The 17,166-nt window shown below is 69.8% G+C and carries 12 protein-coding genes; 8 read left to right on the top strand and 4 right to left on the bottom strand.

The window, feature by feature from the left end; genetic code table 11:
• Nucleotides 1-17: 17 nt before the first annotated feature.
• Nucleotides 18-2,027, bottom strand: a complete 2,010-nt coding sequence (locus ACFUPX_RS34420) for an RICIN domain-containing protein (protein ID WP_383331844.1) — start codon at nt 2,025-2,027, stop codon at nt 18-20.
• Between the two features lie 534 nt (nt 2,028-2,561).
• Between ACFUPX_RS34420 and ACFUPX_RS34415 the strand changes: the two genes are divergently transcribed.
• Nucleotides 2,562-5,171 carry a tetratricopeptide repeat protein gene (locus ACFUPX_RS34415; RefSeq protein WP_383331842.1) on the top strand — a complete coding sequence of 870 codons (2,610 nt, stop codon included), beginning with the start codon at nt 2,562-2,564 and terminating at the stop codon, nt 5,169-5,171.
• Nucleotides 5,172-5,190: 19 nt separating this feature from the next.
• On the opposite strand, the gene ACFUPX_RS34410 is transcribed toward ACFUPX_RS34415, so the two are convergent.
• On the bottom strand, nt 5,191-5,688 hold the full coding sequence (locus ACFUPX_RS34410) for a cupin domain-containing protein (RefSeq protein ID WP_383331840.1): 498 nt from the start codon (nt 5,686-5,688) through the stop codon (nt 5,191-5,193).
• Nucleotides 5,689-5,820: 132 nt separating this feature from the next.
• Complete coding sequence (locus tag ACFUPX_RS34405) at nt 5,821-6,429, bottom strand: sigma-70 family RNA polymerase sigma factor (RefSeq protein WP_383331839.1); 609 nt, start codon at nt 6,427-6,429, stop codon at nt 5,821-5,823.
• A gap of 78 nt (nt 6,430-6,507) precedes the next feature.
• Between ACFUPX_RS34405 and ACFUPX_RS34400 the strand changes: the two genes are divergently transcribed.
• From ACFUPX_RS34400 to ACFUPX_RS34385, 4 genes are all read left to right on the top strand, one after another.
• On the top strand, nt 6,508-7,347 hold the full coding sequence (locus ACFUPX_RS34400) for an alpha/beta fold hydrolase (RefSeq protein WP_383331837.1): 840 nt from the start codon (nt 6,508-6,510) through the stop codon (nt 7,345-7,347).
• An 82-nt stretch (nt 7,348-7,429) separates the two neighbouring features.
• Nucleotides 7,430-9,013: an FMN-binding glutamate synthase family protein gene (locus tag ACFUPX_RS34395; RefSeq protein WP_383331835.1), complete on the top strand. Its 1,584-nt coding sequence runs from the start codon at nt 7,430-7,432 to the stop codon at nt 9,011-9,013.
• A gap of 82 nt (nt 9,014-9,095) precedes the next feature.
• Nucleotides 9,096-10,826, top strand: a complete 1,731-nt coding sequence (locus ACFUPX_RS34390) for a thiamine pyrophosphate-dependent enzyme (protein WP_383331833.1) — start codon at nt 9,096-9,098, stop codon at nt 10,824-10,826.
• A 255-nt stretch (nt 10,827-11,081) separates the two neighbouring features.
• Complete coding sequence (locus ACFUPX_RS34385; protein WP_383331831.1) at nt 11,082-12,605, top strand: catalase; 1,524 nt, start codon at nt 11,082-11,084, stop codon at nt 12,603-12,605.
• Nucleotides 12,606-12,702: 97 nt separating this feature from the next.
• Here ACFUPX_RS34385 and ACFUPX_RS34380 read toward each other — a convergent pair whose 3' ends face one another.
• Complete coding sequence (locus tag ACFUPX_RS34380; RefSeq protein WP_383331829.1) at nt 12,703-14,748, bottom strand: SpoIIE family protein phosphatase; 2,046 nt, start codon at nt 14,746-14,748, stop codon at nt 12,703-12,705.
• Nucleotides 14,749-14,961: 213 nt separating this feature from the next.
• Between ACFUPX_RS34380 and ACFUPX_RS34375 the strand changes: the two genes are divergently transcribed.
• From ACFUPX_RS34375 to ACFUPX_RS34365, 3 genes are all read left to right on the top strand, one after another.
• Nucleotides 14,962-15,714: a hypothetical protein gene (locus tag ACFUPX_RS34375; protein WP_383331827.1), complete on the top strand. Its 753-nt coding sequence runs from the start codon at nt 14,962-14,964 to the stop codon at nt 15,712-15,714.
• A gap of 111 nt (nt 15,715-15,825) precedes the next feature.
• Nucleotides 15,826-16,248 carry an SRPBCC family protein gene (locus ACFUPX_RS34370; protein WP_383331825.1) on the top strand — a complete coding sequence of 141 codons (423 nt, stop codon included), beginning with the start codon at nt 15,826-15,828 and terminating at the stop codon, nt 16,246-16,248.
• Between the two features lie 593 nt (nt 16,249-16,841).
• The gene (locus ACFUPX_RS34365) at nt 16,842-17,108 is read left to right on the top strand and encodes a GlsB/YeaQ/YmgE family stress response membrane protein (RefSeq protein WP_383331823.1); all 267 of its coding nucleotides are present in this window, start codon (nt 16,842-16,844) and stop codon (nt 17,106-17,108) included.
• Nucleotides 17,109-17,166: the final 58 nt, after the last annotated feature.

Below are 17,166 nucleotides of genomic sequence, written 5' to 3'. Positions count from 1 at the left end.
CACTACCCCTCCCCCTCCTACGAGGCCGGCCCACCGCCGCGAGCGCGGTGGCGATCACCCCCTTCACGCAGCGTCAGATCCTCACGCGAGGGAGCCCCTTCCAGAACTTCCACTCCTCCTGCGGGAGAACGGAGGCGATCACCAGGGCGCTTCGGCGCGACCGGCTCGGATCCGCCGCAGCAGTCGACCTCGACATACCGCCTGTCGACATCGCCACGCCGGGGGCTCGAGTCCGGCTGGAACTGCCGACCGCCGTCCCTCCCTCGATCACCCTTGCCTCGATCGCCCTTACCTCGATCCCCCTTGCCTCCGTCATGCTTCTGCCGATCGCGCTTCTCCCCATCTCCCCTGGCCCCATCGCCCCTCGGCCCCTCCCCCCTCGGCCCCGACGTCCGCTCTCCGGGCGAGGACGGCTCGCACGCCGGTCCGGTGCAGACGTCGACTCCCGCGCGCGGCGCCTCGGAGCCGCTCTTCGCGGAAGGGCGGCCCTTTCCGTCGATCGACCGGGTATCCGGAGCGGGCGTCGACGCATCGAGCATCCATCGCTGCTTCTCAGATCCGTCACGGACCTTGACCAGCACATCCGCCCCCTTCCGCGAGGAGGAAGGCGCGACCGCCAGCCCTTCGTGCCACCGGGGCAGCAACTCCCCCAGTACGGTCAGGTCGTAGCGCACCTCATCGGCACGCGCGTCCGAGGGCGGCACACATCTGCCCAGGGTGATCACGCCGTCGTTCGCGTGGGAGTCGAGGCAAAGTTCGGGGTTGGCGACACTGCTCAACAGCCCGTTCTCCTCGTACGACCACTGCTGGCTCGCCTCGGCCGAGCACTTGGCCAGTTTCGTCCCGGCCCCGGGCTTCGCCTTGTCCCCCCGGATGTCCACGCACAGGTCCACCGCCGCATTGCGGAGCCTGCCCTGGTCGGACGTGTCGGGGTACCCCGCGGACGTGGGAGCGGAAGAGCCTTCGGTCGGCGCGTCGGAACCCGCGCTCGGGCCGGTTTCACGACTCCCGGCCATGCCGGTCGGCGGCACGGACCCGCCGCTGTCGTCGTCCCCCGACGAGAGAGTGACGACGAGTACGGTCGCGAGGATCGCGGCGGCCCCCAGGGCCGCCCCGGTACGCAGCGCCGCGGACTGCGTGCGCCTATCGCCGGGCGCACCGCCCGGCAGGGGGACGTGCGACGGGGGACGGTGGCGGCCGCCGCTGCCCGCGTGCCTGCCCCCACGCCCGGCGGCGACCGCGCCACGCGTCGCGGGCTCCCTGCGCGCGGGCCTCGACTCCAGGTAGCGGCGGGCGCCCCAGCCGAGTACCGCTTCGGCGAGGAGAGTGGCCAACCCGCCCTCGACAAGGGTGAGTTGGTCTGCCACGTCACGGCAGTGACCGCACTCCGACAGATGCTGTTGGACATCAGGGAGTAAGGCGCCACCGCGGCGAATCGTGGCGTCGAGGAGCCGGTTGTAGAGGGGGCATTCCTTGGTCGGCGCGAGTTCGCGGTGGGCGCGGACGATGCCCGCCCGGAATTGTTCTCGCGCCTGTTCAAGGGCGTCGACCGCGAGGTCGGTGCTCAAGCCCGACAAACCAGCGGGTATGGATATGTGCTCGGCCTCGACCGCGGTGTGCCACAGCAGGCACTGGGCAACTCCCGGAAGGGCCCAGAAGGACCGTGCGGCGAGTTGCCGCTTCGTGGGCGTCATCGCCGTTGCCGCCCGCATGCCACGACCGCCGGTCGGTTTGCGGAGTTCCGGCATGAGGGCGGATATCCGCTCGTCGACGGACCATCCCCTGACCGTCTCCCGGACGGTCACCAGGAGGTACGGACGCAGGGCTCCACCCGGCTCGCCGCTCACCATCTGTCCGAGCACCTGATGGAAGGACGCGGTGGCGACCATCGAGGCCGAACTCGTCCAGGTCGCAAGGCAGATGGCCGCATAGTCGTACGCAGACTGCCAGTGCCGCGCGAGCAGAAGGGCGACGGGCCGGTCCGCCTCACCCTCCGTCCGGCCTCGCAGTCGGGCGGCGAGGCTCATGTCGGATTCCGCGGAGCTCACACCGGGACGAGGGGGGTGGGTCGGGCGTGGGGGGTGCGGGGATTGCACAGAACTCTTTCCTTCCGGACCGAAGTACGGCACACGGGAAAAAGGCACCCACCGAAAAGCGGGCGTCTGATTGGTGCATACCTGGGACTCGCCGAGGCGGAAAAACAGATCAACAAACCGCGGACTGTCCGGATGCGGCCGACTAGGACCTTTTGGGCCGACGGACACGAAACCGCGAACAAGAAAAGCGGACTTGACCATTGCCTCAGCGCGAGGACGCTTACCTTGGCACAGCCGACTCACGGGAAACAAGAAGTTCGAGCGACATCCATTCGAGAAACGGAGGGAACACCGGCGTTACCGGCAGTACTCGCACCCGCTTTCGAAATCCGCCACGCCTCACCCTCCCACCGCGGGCTACCGACGACTGACGCCAAGCCCCTTGCCCGACCGTCTCCTTGTCGACATACAGCCACGACGGCTCCCGATCCGACATGCTGGAGGCCGGACAGGTAGGAGGCTTCAATGGCAGAGGGGCCGATGTCGCGGCAGGAGCTGATCCGGCGGCGGCGCAGCGGTGGGTTCGTCGGACGGCGGCACGAACTGGCGGTGTTCCGTGAGAACCTGGCGCGAAGGCCGGGCGCCGACACCTACCAGTTCCTCTTCCATGTGCACGGTCTCGCCGGGGTGGGCAAGTCGACGCTCGTACGGCAATGGGAGGCGACGGCACGGGAAGTGGGCGCGGTCACCGCTGTCGTGGGGGACGACGTACACAGTGCGGTCGAGGCCATGGAGGCGATCAGCGACCAACTGGGGCGCCAGGGCTGCGCCCTGAAGTCATTCGACAAACTGCTGACCGCTTACCGGCAGAAGTGTCACGAGGCCGACGCCGCTTCCGCCGAGCAACTGCTCGGCGAGGGAGGCCACAGACCGGCATCCGCCCGGCAAGCAGGCCCCTCGTCCGCCAGCTCGTTCGCCGCACAGATCGGAGTGGCCGGACTCGGCCTCGTACCCGGGATCGGCGCGTTGAGTGGTGCGGTCCGTCCGGAGCAGGTGGCTTCGGGCCTCGACCGGGCACGGACGGCCCTCAGTTCGTGGCTGCGCAGCCACGAGGACGTACAGCTGGTGCTGTCACCGCTCAAGGTGCTCACGCCACAGTTCCTGGCCGATCTGGGTGACGTGGCCGGGCGTCGGCCGTGGGTGGTGCTGTTCTTCGACACCTACGAGCGCACGGCGCCGCTGCTGGACGTCTGGCTTCGGGACATGCTCGTGAGCGAAACGTTCGGCGCGGTGCCGGTGAATGTTCAGGCGGCTCTCGCGGGGCAGGGGCCCCTGAACGCGGCATGCTGGGGCGACAGTCTCGACCTGGTCACCGGGGTCGCGCTCGAACCGTTCACCGAAAGCGAGGCCCGTGCGCTGCTCGCCGCCCGCTCCGTGACGGACGAACGGGTGGTGGAGGTGGTCCTGCGCCTGTCCGGCCGGCTGCCGGTACTGCTCGACGCACTCGCCAGGAGTCGCCCGCAGCAAGTGGACGCCGTCGGCGATCCCTCCGACACGGCCGTCGAGCGTTTCCTCAAATGGGAGACGGACCCCACCCGTCGCGACACCATCCTCGCCTGCGCCCTTCCCCTGCGCGTCGACGAGGACATCTACCGGGCCGTCGCGCCCGATTCGGCCGCCGACGGCTTCCCGTGGCTGCGCGGACTGCCCTTCCTCACCGGTCAGGCAGGACGTCACCGCTATCACGACGTCATCCGTGCCCCGATGCTGCGCGTGCAGCGCTCCCGCTCCCCCGTCCAATGGCGTCGGCGCCATGCCCACCTCGCGTCGGTCTTCGGCACATGGCGCCACGACCAAGAGCGAAGGCTGCCGCCCGACGGCCACTGGGACGACGCGGCCTGGCGGGACCATCGGCTCGACGAGACGTACCATCTGCTCTGCGCACAGGACCGTGGCGCACTGCCCGAAGCCCTGGACGACACGGTGCGGGCCTGCGGTCACAGCACCGAGTCCCTGCGCCGCTGGGCCCAGTTGCTCGTCCAGGCCGGGCAGGACAGCGACGACGCGGGCAGCTTCAGCCGGATCGGTCAGCATCTGCTGGGCTGCGCGGGGCGAGACTCCGGTGACGTGGAAGCGCTGACGTTCCTGCTGGCCATGCCCGAACTCGGCGCGCAGGGGCGAGCGTTGGCCCATACGCTCCGCGGTCGCCGGTACCGGCTCGACGGCCTGCTCGATGAGGCGCTCGCCGACTACACGGCGGCCTTGACCTTGAACCCGGACCTCGCCCGCGCATACGCGGGTCGGGGGCACGTCCACCAGAGCAGCCGCCGCCATGCGCAGGCCTTGGCGGACTACGGCCAGGCGGTCCGGATCGATCCGCGCTCCTCGTGGCACCTCATCAGCCGCGGCTCCGTCCACTTCAACCTGCGCCACTACGAGGAAGCCCTCGCGGACTTCGACCACGCCCTGAGGCTCGACCGTCACGACGCCTGGGCCATGGCGTGCCGCGGCCTGCTCCACCACCGCATGCGTCACCTTGAGGAGGCGCTGACGGACTTCACCGACGCGCTCACGGTCGATCCGGAGTACGCGTGGGCGTACGCGGCCCGCGGGGACGTCCTTCACCGCATGGGCCGCCATGAATCAGCCCTCACGGATCTCGACCGCTCCCTCGCGCTCGACCCGGACGCCGCCTGGCCCCGCTGCTGGCGCGGCGAGACGTACCGCGCCCTGGGCCGGTACGAGGAGGCCCTCGCGGACTTCGACCGTGCCATCGAACTCCGTCCCGACTGCGGCTGGTTTCCGTATCAAAGCGCTCTGGTCATGAGGCTCACCGGAGCACCCGGCGAGCCGGACCGGTGGCGGCTCGCGGTCGACATTTACCAGGCACAGGCGAGCGATGAGCCCGGCTTCCCGGACCTGGCACGCAGCAATCTCCTGGTGCTGCTGTGCGGGCTGCCCGACTGGGAACACGCCAAGGAGCAACTGCGGACGTTCCTGTCGTACGCACCTTCACCGCACCAGGTCATGGAGGCCCTGGACGACTTGGCGGACCTTCAACGAGCCGTGCCGGTCAGCCCGGAGAGGCTGGCGCCGATCCTCGACCGGCTCCGGGCTGCCGTGGGGACGGCATGAGACCCAGCCCGCAGGGCCCCTATGACCCGGCGAGCGCTTCGCGCCAGACGGGGCTGTCGACGTAGTGGTTGTCGTAGCGCTCCGAGGACTCCGCGATCTTCTTCGGGTCGGTCTCGCCACGCATCACGCTGCCCAGCAAGCGCAGGTAGTCGAAGCGGGCCATGCCCGGCGTGAAGATGAACAGGACGTCCGCCTCGCAGCCCGGGGCCGCGGCGAACGCGTGCGGGGTGTGCGGGGGCACGGCGAGGAAGTCGCCCGCGTTCAGGACGGTGATCTCGTCGCCCACCAGGACCTGGAGGGAGCCGCTGATGACGAAGAAGAGCTCCGTGGCCTTGGTGTGGAAGTGCGCGGGCGCGCCGACCGCTCCTTCGGCGAACGAGGAGCGGTACGTGGTGAACCCTCCGCCCGGCCCGTCCGTCTCCGCCAGCAGAGTCATCACGCTGCTCGGGTCGGCGGAGGTCTCCGCATCGGCGGCGCGGGAGAGGAGGGCGGCGAAGTCGGCGTTCTTGCTGTTCATGGTGGTGTCCCCTTCGGTCCGGCAGCGGCTTCGCTGTCGTTGTGATCACCACTCTATGGAGCTGAAAGACCCCTGACGGAGTGCAATTCAGGGTCAGAATGCAGGGTCAATTTCCGGGCCTCTCGGCGCGCATCACGCCTCTCCCCTCAACCGATCCCGCTGGATCTCATGGGCGAGCGCACGACGCACGGAAGCCGAGCCGGCCGTCGCGCCCGCCTTCGTGGGGACATCGAGGTGGCGGCTGATCTGGTCGTACGCGTGCCGGTGGCCGCCCGGCAGTTCTGCCTGATGCCGCCTCAGGTCCTCCTCGACCAGACGCCGCAGCTCGTCCACGTTCTGAGGCGTGAAGCGCTTCTTGCCCCGGGCGAGGGCATTGACGTAGCGAGTGCAGTGGGCACTGTCGTCCAGGGTCTCGGAGACCTCCTCGGCCAGGCCCCACAGGCGCCCTTCGAGCCAGGCGGAGTCCCGCTGGTCGAGGTGGAGTTCCATCGGCGGCGGCAGCCGGTCGTCCGGCCTGGACTTCGCCATCTGTTTGGACACGGCGGGCTGGCTCATGTCCGCGAGCGCGGCGATCTTGTCCTGGGTCCAGCCGAACCCGGCGAACAGCTGGATCATCTCCGCGCGCAGCTTGCGCATCTCCTCGCCCGCACGGATGACCTCGTTCATGCCCGCGAGCATCCGCGCGGCCTGCCCCTCGGTCAGCGCCCCGGAGTTCTGACGGGTGTCCTCGTTACCTGACATGGCTCGGTTATACAGCTCAGCGGTCCAGGCGTCATAACCGGGTTGTATAACTTGGTTATGAGTGCCAGGATCCAGCTCATGCCTACCTACCTCGCGCCTGACGGAACCCGACTCGCCTACCGCGTACACGGGAGCGGCGACGGGGACCGCCTCCCGCTCGTGTGCGTACCCGGCGGACCCGCGGACTGCAGCTATCTCGGCGACCTCGGCGGCCTGTCCGAGCACCGGCAGCTGATCATCATGGACACCCGGGGCGCCGGGCGGTCCGCCGCCCCCGAAGACCCCGCCTCCTACCGGTGCGACCGCCTCGTCGACGACGTCGAGGCCCTGCGCGACCACCTCGGACTCCCCCGGATGGACCTGCTCGGTCACTCCGGCGGCGCCAACATCGCGACGCAGTACGCGGCCCGGTACCCGCAGAGCCTGCGCAAGCTCGCCCTGATCGGCCCGGGGACCCGAGCCGTCGGCATCGCGGTCCCGGCCAGGACACGGCGTGAGCTCGCGCGCTCGCGCCGGAACGAGCCGTGGTTCCCGCCCGCGTTCGCCGCCCTGGAAGCGATCACCGAAGGCACCGGCACGGACTGGGAGGCCATCAGCCCCTTCTTCTACGGCCGGTGGGACGCCGCCGCACAGCAGCACCACGCGGCCGACCGCCCAGGCAACGAGGAAGCCGTCGCGGGCTTCGCGGCGGAGGGTGCCTTCGATCCCGACACCACGCGCGGGCGGCTCGCGCGCCACGAGGCGCCGGTCCTGCTGCTCACCGGGGAATTCGACCTGAACAGCCCGCCAGGACCGGTGGCCGAGTTCGCCGCCCTGTTCCCCGACGCGACTCTCGTGGTGCAGCCGGGAGCGGGTCACTACCCCTGGCTCGACGACCCCGAGCAGTTCGTGGCGACCACCGACGCGTTCCTGGGGTAGTCACCTCGCGCTCCCCAGGTGATCGCATCCGTCCGTCGGTCCGAGCACGTGTGCCGGGCGGAATTCGGGTCAGATGGGGATCATGAAGCGTTTCGCGACGGTGGGTCTGCTGATGGCCTGCGCGGTGGGCAGTGTGCTGCTCGCCCTCCTGGCATCCCCCTGGTGGTGGCTGGCCGCGGCTCCTCTGGTGGCCGTGGCGCTGACCGGCGTGTACGACCTCGTCCAGCGGCGCCACTCCGTACTGCGGAACTATCCCGTGCTCGGCCACCTGCGCTTCCTCATGGAAACGCTGCGCCCGGAGCTCCAGCAGTACTTCGTGGAGCGCAACTACGACGGCAGGCCCTACGACCGCGATACCCGCAGCATCGTCTACGAACGGGCCAAGGGCGTCGACGCCGAGGAACCGTTCGGCACCGAGCGCGACATGGACGCCCGCGGTTACGAGTTCCTCGTGCCGTCCATGGCGCCGTCGAAGGTGCCCGACGAGCCGCCCCGCGTCCGCATCGGCGGGCCCGACTGCACCCAGCCGTACGACATGGCCCTGCTCAATGTCTCGGCGATGAGCTTCGGCTCGCTCTCCTCGAACGCCGTCCTGGCCCTGAACACGGGCGCCGCGCGCGGCGGATTCGCCCACGACACCGGCGAGGGCGGCCTTTCCGCCTACCACCTGCGGCCCGGCGGCGACCTCGTCTGGGAGATCGGCACCGGCTACTTCGGCTGCCGCACCCGTGACGGAGAGTTCGACGAGCGGCAGTTCGCCGAGAAGGCCGCCCACCCTTCCGTGCGCTGCGTCTCGCTCAAGCTGTCGCAGGGCGCGAAACCGGGCATCGGAGGCGTCCTTCCCGGCAGCAAGGTCAACGCGGAGATCGCCTCGGTACGCGGTGTACCCCGAGGCGAGACGGTCGTCTCACCGCCGTACCACCGCGTCTTCTCGACCCCGCGCGAGCTCGTCCACTTCCTCGCCCGGATGCGGGAACTGACGGACGGCAAACCGGTGGGCTTCAAGCTGTGCCCCGGCTCCCGGACGCAGTTCCTCGCCGTGTGCAAAGCCATGGTGGAGGAGCAGCTCACCCCGGACTTCATCGTGGTGGACGGCGCGGAGGGCGGCACGGGCGCGGCGCCGCTGGAGTTCGCCGACAACCTCGGCATGCCGCTCACCGAAGGCCTCTTCACCGTGCAGAGCGCCCTGACGGGCACGGGCCTGCGCGGCCGCATTCACATCGGGGCCAGCGGCAAGGTCGCGACGGGCGCCGACATCGTCAAGCGCCTCGTCATGGGCGCCGACTACACCAACGCGGCCCGCGCGATGATGTTCGCCGTCGGCTGCATCCAGGCCCAGCGCTGTCACACCAACCGCTGCCCGACCGGCGTCACCACCCAGGACCCCCGCCGTGCCCGCGCCCTCGACGTCGCGGACAAGTCCGCGCGCGTCACGCGCTACCAGCAGGCCACGGTCCAGAGCGCGCTGCAGATCATGGCCGCGATGGGCGTGCGCGAGGCCGCGGACCTGGGTCCGCATCTGCTGCGGCGCCGCGAGGACCACGGCCGCTTCAGGTCCTATGCCGAGTTGTACGAGTGGCTGTCCCCCGGCGAACTGCTCGCCGCGCCGCCCGAGAGCTGGGCCGCCGACTGGCAGGCGGCACATCCGGACACCTTCGCCTCCTGACGGCCGCTCCCCCTGCCCCGCTCCCCTGCGCCACACCCCCGCCCCAGATCTGACCCTCGTTCATCGTTCGGAGGAACACCTGATGGCCCGCACCGTTGCCCGCGTCGTGACCGACGCCCTGGAAGAACTCGGAGTACGCCATGTCTTCGGCGTGGTGGGGGACGCCCTGAACCCCTTCACCGACGCCATCCGCGAGAGCGGGTCCCTGGAATGGGTGGGCTGCCGGCACGAGGAGGCCGCGGCGTTCGCCGCGGGCGCCCAGTCCCAGCTCACCGACACCCTCGGGGTCTGCATGGGCACGGTCGGGCCGGGCTCCGTGCACCTGCTCAACGGGCTGTACGACGCCGCCAAGAGCGGCACCCCCGTGCTCGCCATCGCGGGCCAGGTGCCGCTCGCCGAGGTGGGCACCGACTACTTCCAGGAGGTCGACAACGACCTCCTCTTCCGGGACGTCGCCGTCTTCCGCGCCACCGTCACCTCCCCCGAGCAGCTGCCGGGGCTCCTCGAGATCGCCGTACGCAGCGCGATCGGGAAGCGCGGCGTGGCCGTCCTGACGGTCCCCGGCGACGTCGGCGACCAGGAGCTGCCCAAGGACCGGCCGACCCGGCTGTCCGTCGCACAGTCCGCCAACCGGCCCGACGATCCGGTCCTCGACGACGCTGCCGCCGCCCTTGCCGACGGCGGCAAGGTCACCATGCTGGTCGGCCGCGGGGCGCGCGGCGCCCGCGAGGACGTCCTCGCCCTCGCGGAGCGCCTTGCCGCCCCCATGGTGCTCACGCTCAAGGCCAAGGAAGGCTTCGAAGGCGACAACCCCTATCAGGCCGGCCAGACGGGCCTGATCGGCAACCCGGCCGCAGCGCACGCCATGGACCACGCCGACACACTGCTGCTGCTCGGCACCGACTTCCCCTACCGGGAGTGGTATCCGCAAGGCAAGAAGGTCGTCCAGGTCGACCGGGTCGCCGAGCACATCGGCCGGCGTGTCCCGGTCGACGTGGCGCTCGCGGCCGACGTCGGCCCCACGGTGCGGGGACTCCTGGAGCGTCTCGAGCGGCGCACGGAGCGCGCGCACCTCGACGACGCGCGGGAGAAGTTCGTCAAGTGGCAGGAAGGCCAGCAGCGGCTCGCCGCCCCCGGCCACGACCGCGGGCTCATCGGCAAGGTGCGCTCCGCCTTCGACAACCGGGACCACCTGGTACGCCCGGAGGCGCTGGCCGCAGCGGTGGACGCCATCGCGGCCGACGACGCCGTCTTCACCTCGGACACCGGCATGGCCACCGTATGGCTCTCGCGCTTCGTCGAGATGCGCGGCTCCCGGCGTCTGCTGGGCTCGTACAACCTGGGCTCGATGGCGAACGCGATGCCGCAGGCCATCGGCGCGCAGCTCCTGGACCCCGACCGGCAGGTCGTCGCGTTCTGCGGCGACGGCGGTCTGGGGATGCTCCTGGGCGACCTCATGACCATCCGCAGCCGGCGCCTGCCGGTGAAGCTCGTCGTCTTCGACAACCAGCGCCTCGGGATGGTGAAGCTGGAGCAGGAGCAGGCCGGGCTTCCGGAGTTCGGCACCGAACTCGACAACCCGGATTTCGCGGCGGTCGCCGAGGCCCTCGGCATCACCGGCATCCGGGTGACCCGGGCCGAGGACCTCGCCGAGGGTGTCGGGCGGGCCTTCGCCACGCCCGGCCCCGTCCTCCTGGACGTCCTGACCAACCCCGAGGAGATCGCGGTGCCGGGCAAGCCGACCGTCCAGCAGGGCTGGGGCTTCGCCATCGCCAAGATCCGCGAGAACCTCACCAGCCCCGGCGGGCGCTGAGCGGGCTGAAAACGGCAGGGCCCGTTACGTATCGGCGGCGCCGAGCCGGGCACTCGGAGACTGTCCGGAGAAAGATCCACACACAACGGCAAGGTCAGGCCCAAGACGAGCGAACAAATGGCCACACCGATAGAAAAGCCGCAAGATGGACTCGACTCCAGCAGACCGCCGGACTCGCCGAGCCAGGGACGGATCCTTCCCGCACAGCCCTTTGCGGCGCAGAGAACACCACCCACCGAAAGGCACTCGTCACCCATGAACGACGTCACAGGTAAGGCGACCACCACCGACGCCGGCGTTCCGGTCGAGAGCGACGAGCACTCGCTCACCGTCGGAGCCGGTGGGCCGATCCTCCTGCAGGACTCCTATCTGATCGAACAGATGGCGCAGTTCAACCGGGAGCGGATCCCTGAGCGGCAGCCGCACGCCAAGGGCAGCGGCGCCTTCGGCCACTTCGAAGTCACCCAGGACGTCAGTGCCTACACGAAGGCCGCCCTCTTCCAGCCCGGCACCCGCACCGACCTGGTGGCGCGGTTCTCCACCGTCGCCGGCGAGCGCGGGAGCCCGGACACGTGGCGTGACCCGCGCGGATTCGCGGTGAAGTTCTACACCACCGAGGGCAACTACGACATGGTCGGGAACAACACCCCGGTCTTCTTCGTGAAGGACCCGATGAAGTTCCAGCACTTCATCCGGTCGCAGAAACGCAGGGCGGACAACAACCTCCGCGACCACGACATGCAGTGGGACTTCTGGACCCTCTCCCCGGAGTCCGCCCACCAGGTCACCTGGCTGATGGGCGACCGAGGCATCCCGCGTTCGTGGCGCCACATGAACGGCTACACCTCGCACACGTACATGTGGATCAACGCGCAGGGCGAGCGGTTCTGGGTGAAGTACCACTTCAAGACCGACCAGGGCGTGGAGCACTTCACCCAGCACGAGGGTGACCAGATGGCCGCGGCCGACACGGACTATCACACCCGTGATCTCTTCGAGCACATCCGCGACGGGGAGTACCCCAGCTGGACGCTGCACGTGCAGATCATGCCGTACGAGGACGCGGCGACCTACCGCTTCAACCCGTTCGACCTGACCAAGGTGTGGCCGCATGCCGACTACCCGTTGATCGAGGTCGGCAAGATGACGCTGGACCGCAACCCCACGGACAACCACGCCGAGATCGAGCAGGCGGCCTTCCAGCCGAACAACCTGGTCCCGGGCATCGGCCCGAGCCCCGACCGCATGCTCCTGGCAAGGCTGTTCTCCTACGCCGACGCGCACCGCCACCGCATCGGCGGCAACTACCAGCAGCTGCCGGTCAACGCCCCCGTCGCCCCCTTGCGTACGTACTCCAAGGACGGGGCCATGGCCTACCGCAAGACGGAGGACCCGGTCTACGCGCCGAACTCCAAGGGCGGCCCGGCAGCCGACACGGACCGCTACGGCACCCCGCCCAGCTGGTACGCGGACGGTGACATCACCCGCGCCGCCTACGTCGACCACGCCGAGGACGACGACTGGGGCCAGGCGGGCACCATGGTCCGCGAGGTCCTCGACGACGCCGCACGCGACCGCCTGGTGGACAACGTCGTCGGACACCTGCTCAACGACGTGAGCGAGCCCGTGCTCGCCAGGGCCTTCGAGTACTGGTCGAACATCGACAAGTCCATCGGTGAGCGCATCGCGCAGGGAGTGCGCTCCAAGGCGGGCGAGAAGGACCCCAAGGCCGCGGAGCAGGCCAACCCGGCCCGCAGCAGCATGCAGGACAAGGCCTGACCCGACCTGACCTGACCCGACCGTGGACAACGGCCGCCGCCCGAGGGGCGGCGGCCGTTTCCGTGTCCTTTCCCGTCTCCTTGGAGAGCGGGGCCTCTCAGGCCTCCGGCGCCGCGAAGTCGCACCACACGGCCTTGCCCTCGCCGCGCGGCTCGATGCCCCAGCGCGAGGCGACCGCCTCCACCAGGAGCAGTCCTCGCCCGGAGGTGGCCGTCTCCACCGGGGACCTCTTGCGGGGGCGGGTGCTCGAGCGGTCCTTCACCCACAGGCGGACGTGGCGGGGCGGGCCGGTGAGCACCTCCAGGGTGAGGATGGCGCCCCCGTCGGTGTGGACCAGGGCGTTGACGAGGAGTTCGCCCGCCGCCACCTCGACGTCGTCGGCGACCGCCCCGAGCCCCCACGACGCGAGGTGCTCACGCAGCGCCGCGCGCGCGTCGGCGAGCCCTTCCGGGTCGGCCTGGTGGACGTACCGGTGGATGCGTGGCTCCTGGAGCGTGCCGGGGTCGGGGAGCCGGCGCAGGACCAGGAGCGCCACGTCGTCACTGCTGCCCCATCTCTCCCACAGTGCGCGCGAGAGGTGGTCCGCCAGGTCCTCGGCCGTCTCGGGGCCGTTGGACAACACATCGGCCAGGTTCTGGATCCCGGTGTCGAGGTCGAGGGCGGCGTCCTCCACGAGCCCGTCCGTGCAGAGCACCAGGGTCTCGCCCGGCACGAGGTCGAGCCGCACCTCGGGGTAGTCCTCCATGTCGAATTCGGTGGCGAGGCCCAGCGGCAGCCCGCCACGGACCCGCGGCACGCCCACCCGGCCGTCCACATGCCGCACGAGAGGCGGCAGATGCCCGGCCCGCACGGCCCGCACGATGCCGGTGGCGGGGTCGAACTGGGCGTAGGTGCAGGTGGCGAACCGCTCGGTGTCCAGCTCGGCCAGGAAGCGCGAGGTGCGCGAGAGCACCGTCGCGGGCGGGTGGCCCTCGCCGGCGAAGGCCCGCAGCGCGATCCGCAGCTGCCCCATGATGGCGGCGGCGTGGGTGTCGTGTCCCTGTACGTCGCCCACGACCACGCCGATGCGCCCGCGGGGCAGAGTGATGACGTCGTAGAAGTCGCCTCCGACGTCACGGCCGCCCCAGGCCGCGTGATAGCGCACGGCCACCTCGGAGTCCGGGACGTCGGGGATCCCGCGCGGCAACATCGTGGCCTGCAGACTCTTGGCCAGGTCCCGTTCCTCGTCGAAGAGCATGGCGCGTTGCAGCGACTGGGCGACGATGCCGGAGAGACCGATGCAGAGGTTGCGGTCCGCGTCGCTGAAGTCCTTGCGGCCCCGGTAGAAGAGCGCGAGGCCGCCGATGGCGCGGTCCTGGGCGACCAGCGGCAGGAACGCCGCCGAGTCGAGCTCCATCTGCTTGATGTAGGGGCCCAGACGGGTGAAGCGCCGCCCTAGGTCGGGCAGTGAGCCCACGAAGCGGGGCTGGCGGGTCATGACGGCTTCGGCGAGCGGCAGCGATTCGTCGACCTTGTGCAGCTTGAGTTCGTCGAGGGCCTCCATCGTCTGGCCCACCAGGGCGATCAGCTTCAGGTTCTCCCCCTCGACCAGGCCCAGGACCAGACCGTCGGCGGCGAACCGGTCGAGGCCGCTCGCGCCGGACAGGACGGCCACCACGTCGTCGACGGTGACGGCCCGGGAGAGGGCTTCGGTGGTGCCCTGCACCATCAGGGCGATGCCCTGGCGGCGCTCCTCCCTGGGATCGGTGGCCGCGAGTTCCTTCCCGTCGTTCGGGGCCGTGCGGATGATGCCGACGGTGCGTACGGGCCTGCCCCCGTCGTCGCGCAGGACACGTCCACGGGCGTGGCTGAGGTGCCGCGTGCCGTCGCGGTGCCGGACACGGAAGTAGACGCCGTAGAGGTCGACGCCGGTGGTGACCGCCTCCGTGACGGCGAAGCTGATGCGCACGGCCTCCTCGGGAGGCACGCGTCCCTGCAAAGAGGTGACCAGCCCGTGGAACTCACCGGGCAGCAGGTCGAGCACGTTGAGGGCACTGGCGTCGAGGCCGAGTTCGCCGCTGTCCAGGTCCCAGTCGAAGCTGCCCATGCCGGTCAGGAGCAGGCACTGTTCCAGGTCGATGTGTGACTTCTTGGCTGACGTCATGGATGTCTCCGTATGCCGCTCGGTCACCATAAGCGCCAGGCGTCCCGGGCGCGCGGCCGTCACGGCCTGTGACACCCCTGCTGGATCCGCCCGGAAAGTGGACATCGCCCTTCCGGTGATCTCTCGCAGCAGTGGGGTATCCGGGTGTTTCGCGGCCCCGACGGCCGCAGGAACACCCGGAGGGCGCAGGTGCGCCCCCAGTAAGGAGCAGACGTGCGCAGGGGCAGCAGAACCATGGCGGCAGCGGCGGCCGGAGCGGCACTGGTGGCTCTGGCAGGGTGCGGTGGCGACGACTCGGACGGCAAGAGCAAGCCGTTCGCGGGCAAGAGCGCCGATCAGATCGCGGCTGACGCGGTCGAGGCCACCCAGCAGGCCGACTCCATGCACATGAAGGGCACCACCCAGCAGTCATCGGGTTCCGCGATGACCATCGACCTGTCGGTGGACAAGAGCAAGAACTGTGACGGCACCATCGAGATGGAGGGTACGACCGCGGATGTGCGCAACGCGGAGGGGACGTTCTATCTGCGGGGCGACGAGAAGTACTGGGACACCGCCCTCAAGGGGCAGCCCGGCGGCGACAAGATCGTGCCCAAGGTGGCGGACAAGTGGGTGAAGGCGCCCGCGGACGACGCGACGGCGAAGAACGTGTGCGACAAGAAGGCGCTCACGACCGCCATGGACGAGAACAAGTCCGAGCGCAAGGGCATGAAGAAGGGCAGGACGACGACCGTCGACGGCACCGAGGCGATCCAGCTGACGAAGAAGGCCTCCGGCGGAGAGACCCTCACGCTGTACGTGGCCACCGAGGGCAAGCCGTACATCCTGCGCACGAAGACGACCGGCGGCGAGAAGCCCAACACCGCCACCTTCAGCGACTACGGCAAGTCGGTCAGCCCCGAGAAGCCCGCGGCCGGTGAGGTCGTCGACCTGCAGAAGCTCGCCGCGTCCGGCCAGAAGGCCTGACGCCCGCGCGGCTGACGTCCCGCATGGTCCGCCCCGCGAGGGGTACCGGAGCCACATGCTCCACCGGCCCGGAGAATCCGTGGCCGCTCCCCCGTCCAGAAAGAGGTGCGTATGTCCGCGTCCCTGCTCGAGTCCGTCGACCTCAAGGCGCCGGTTTCCGTCGCCTGGGAGCTGTGGAGCGACGTGACGCGCTGGCCCTCCTTCCTCAGCCATGTACGCCTGGTCGAGCCGATGGACGGGCGCCGCTTCGCATGGCAGCTGGAACTGCCCGGCGTGGAGAAGAACTTCGTCGCCGAGCTCACTGAAGTGGTGCCCGAGAACCGGATCGCCTGGCGCACCGTCGAGGGAGTGACCCATGCCGGCGTGGTGACCTTCCACCGCCTCAGCGACACCACGAGCCGGGTGACACTGCAGATCGAGTACGACCCCAAGGGCTTCGTGGAGCACCTCGGCGCCCTCACGAACCTGGACTCCACCCTGGCCAACTACGACCTGGGTGAGTTCCAGAAGCTCGCCGAGAAGACGGCACACTAGCCCCCTGGCGACGGGCCACCGACGCGACGGTGCCGCGCCCGCTCCTGCAGAACGCAGCAGCGGGCGCGGCGCCGTTTTCTCGTACGTCGGAGTTTTCTCGTACGCGGAAGAGTGTCAGGCCGCGTCGCTGCGGTGCTCGGCGGCGGGCTGGCGATGGTGCCCCGTGTGCCCTTCCCCGTGGACGAGACGAAGGTGACGCGCACGCCGATCGGTTCTCGGCCACGCTTCCCCGTTCATCAGGTCCTCGATGCGGTCCATGGCGACCATCAGGAGCCCCATGACCGGCAAGAGCAAAAGAGCGACAACTAGCATCGGCAGCGTCCTCCTCGCGGCTTCTCCTCTCGCCTGCCCGTGACTGACATGACCACGGCACCGAAGACATGGAGAGCCTGCAACGCTCTCTTCACATCTGCCGTTCTGCCGCATGGAGCGCGCATGAGCCGTGCCGTCACCCGGTCGGCTGGCAGAAGCATGACCTTTGTCCCGCTGCCGATGACCTTGGTCCCGCGTGAGGCGTCATCGGCTGGACAGTTGTCCCAGTGTCGGACGGCAGATCAAGCGCCGACACGTACACAAGGGAAAGGAACACGCTCGTGGGCATCATCGCCTGGATCCTGATCGGTCTCATCGCGGGGGCCATCGCCAAGGCACTCACTCCCGGCAAGGACCCGGGGGGCTGCCTGGTGACGATGCTGATCGGCATCGTGGGCGGGCTGCTCGGCGGCTGGCTGGGCAAGTTGATCTTCGGCGTCCACTCGATCAACGGGTTCTTCCACCTGTCGACGTGGATCGCCGCCATCATCGGCTCCGTGATCGTCCTGTTCATCTATCGACTGCTCTCGGGGCAGCGCTCGCGCTGACCCGGTTCGCCGACGGGCGAGCGCCGGACGGGGTGGGTGTCCGGGCCTGAGTCAGGCC

This window comes from Streptomyces sp. NPDC057302 (assembly GCF_042667685.1).
GTDB lineage: Bacteria > Actinomycetota > Actinomycetes > Streptomycetales > Streptomycetaceae > Streptomyces.
Note: the sequence above shows the minus strand (reverse complement) of the source record. Positions and strands in the feature narration are given on the sequence as shown.

Excerpts from the sequence above, each read along its gene's own strand:
- ACFUPX_RS34420 (WP_383331844.1), bottom strand. The coding sequence starts at position 2,027 with ATGAGCCTCGCCGCCCGACTGCGAGGCCGGACGGAGGGTGAGGCGGAC.
- ACFUPX_RS34415 (WP_383331842.1), top strand. The coding sequence starts at position 2,562 with ATGGCAGAGGGGCCGATGTCGCGGCAGGAGCTGATCCGGCGGCGGCGC.
- ACFUPX_RS34410 (WP_383331840.1), bottom strand. The coding sequence starts at position 5,688 with ATGAACAGCAAGAACGCCGACTTCGCCGCCCTCCTCTCCCGCGCCGCC.
- ACFUPX_RS34405 (WP_383331839.1), bottom strand. The coding sequence starts at position 6,429 with ATGTCAGGTAACGAGGACACCCGTCAGAACTCCGGGGCGCTGACCGAG.
- ACFUPX_RS34400 (WP_383331837.1), top strand. The coding sequence starts at position 6,508 with ATGCCTACCTACCTCGCGCCTGACGGAACCCGACTCGCCTACCGCGTA.
- ACFUPX_RS34395 (WP_383331835.1), top strand. The coding sequence starts at position 7,430 with ATGAAGCGTTTCGCGACGGTGGGTCTGCTGATGGCCTGCGCGGTGGGC.
- ACFUPX_RS34390 (WP_383331833.1), top strand. The coding sequence starts at position 9,096 with ATGGCCCGCACCGTTGCCCGCGTCGTGACCGACGCCCTGGAAGAACTC.
- ACFUPX_RS34385 (WP_383331831.1), top strand. The coding sequence starts at position 11,082 with ATGAACGACGTCACAGGTAAGGCGACCACCACCGACGCCGGCGTTCCG.
- ACFUPX_RS34380 (WP_383331829.1), bottom strand. The coding sequence starts at position 14,748 with ATGACGTCAGCCAAGAAGTCACACATCGACCTGGAACAGTGCCTGCTC.
- ACFUPX_RS34370 (WP_383331825.1), top strand. The coding sequence starts at position 15,826 with ATGTCCGCGTCCCTGCTCGAGTCCGTCGACCTCAAGGCGCCGGTTTCC.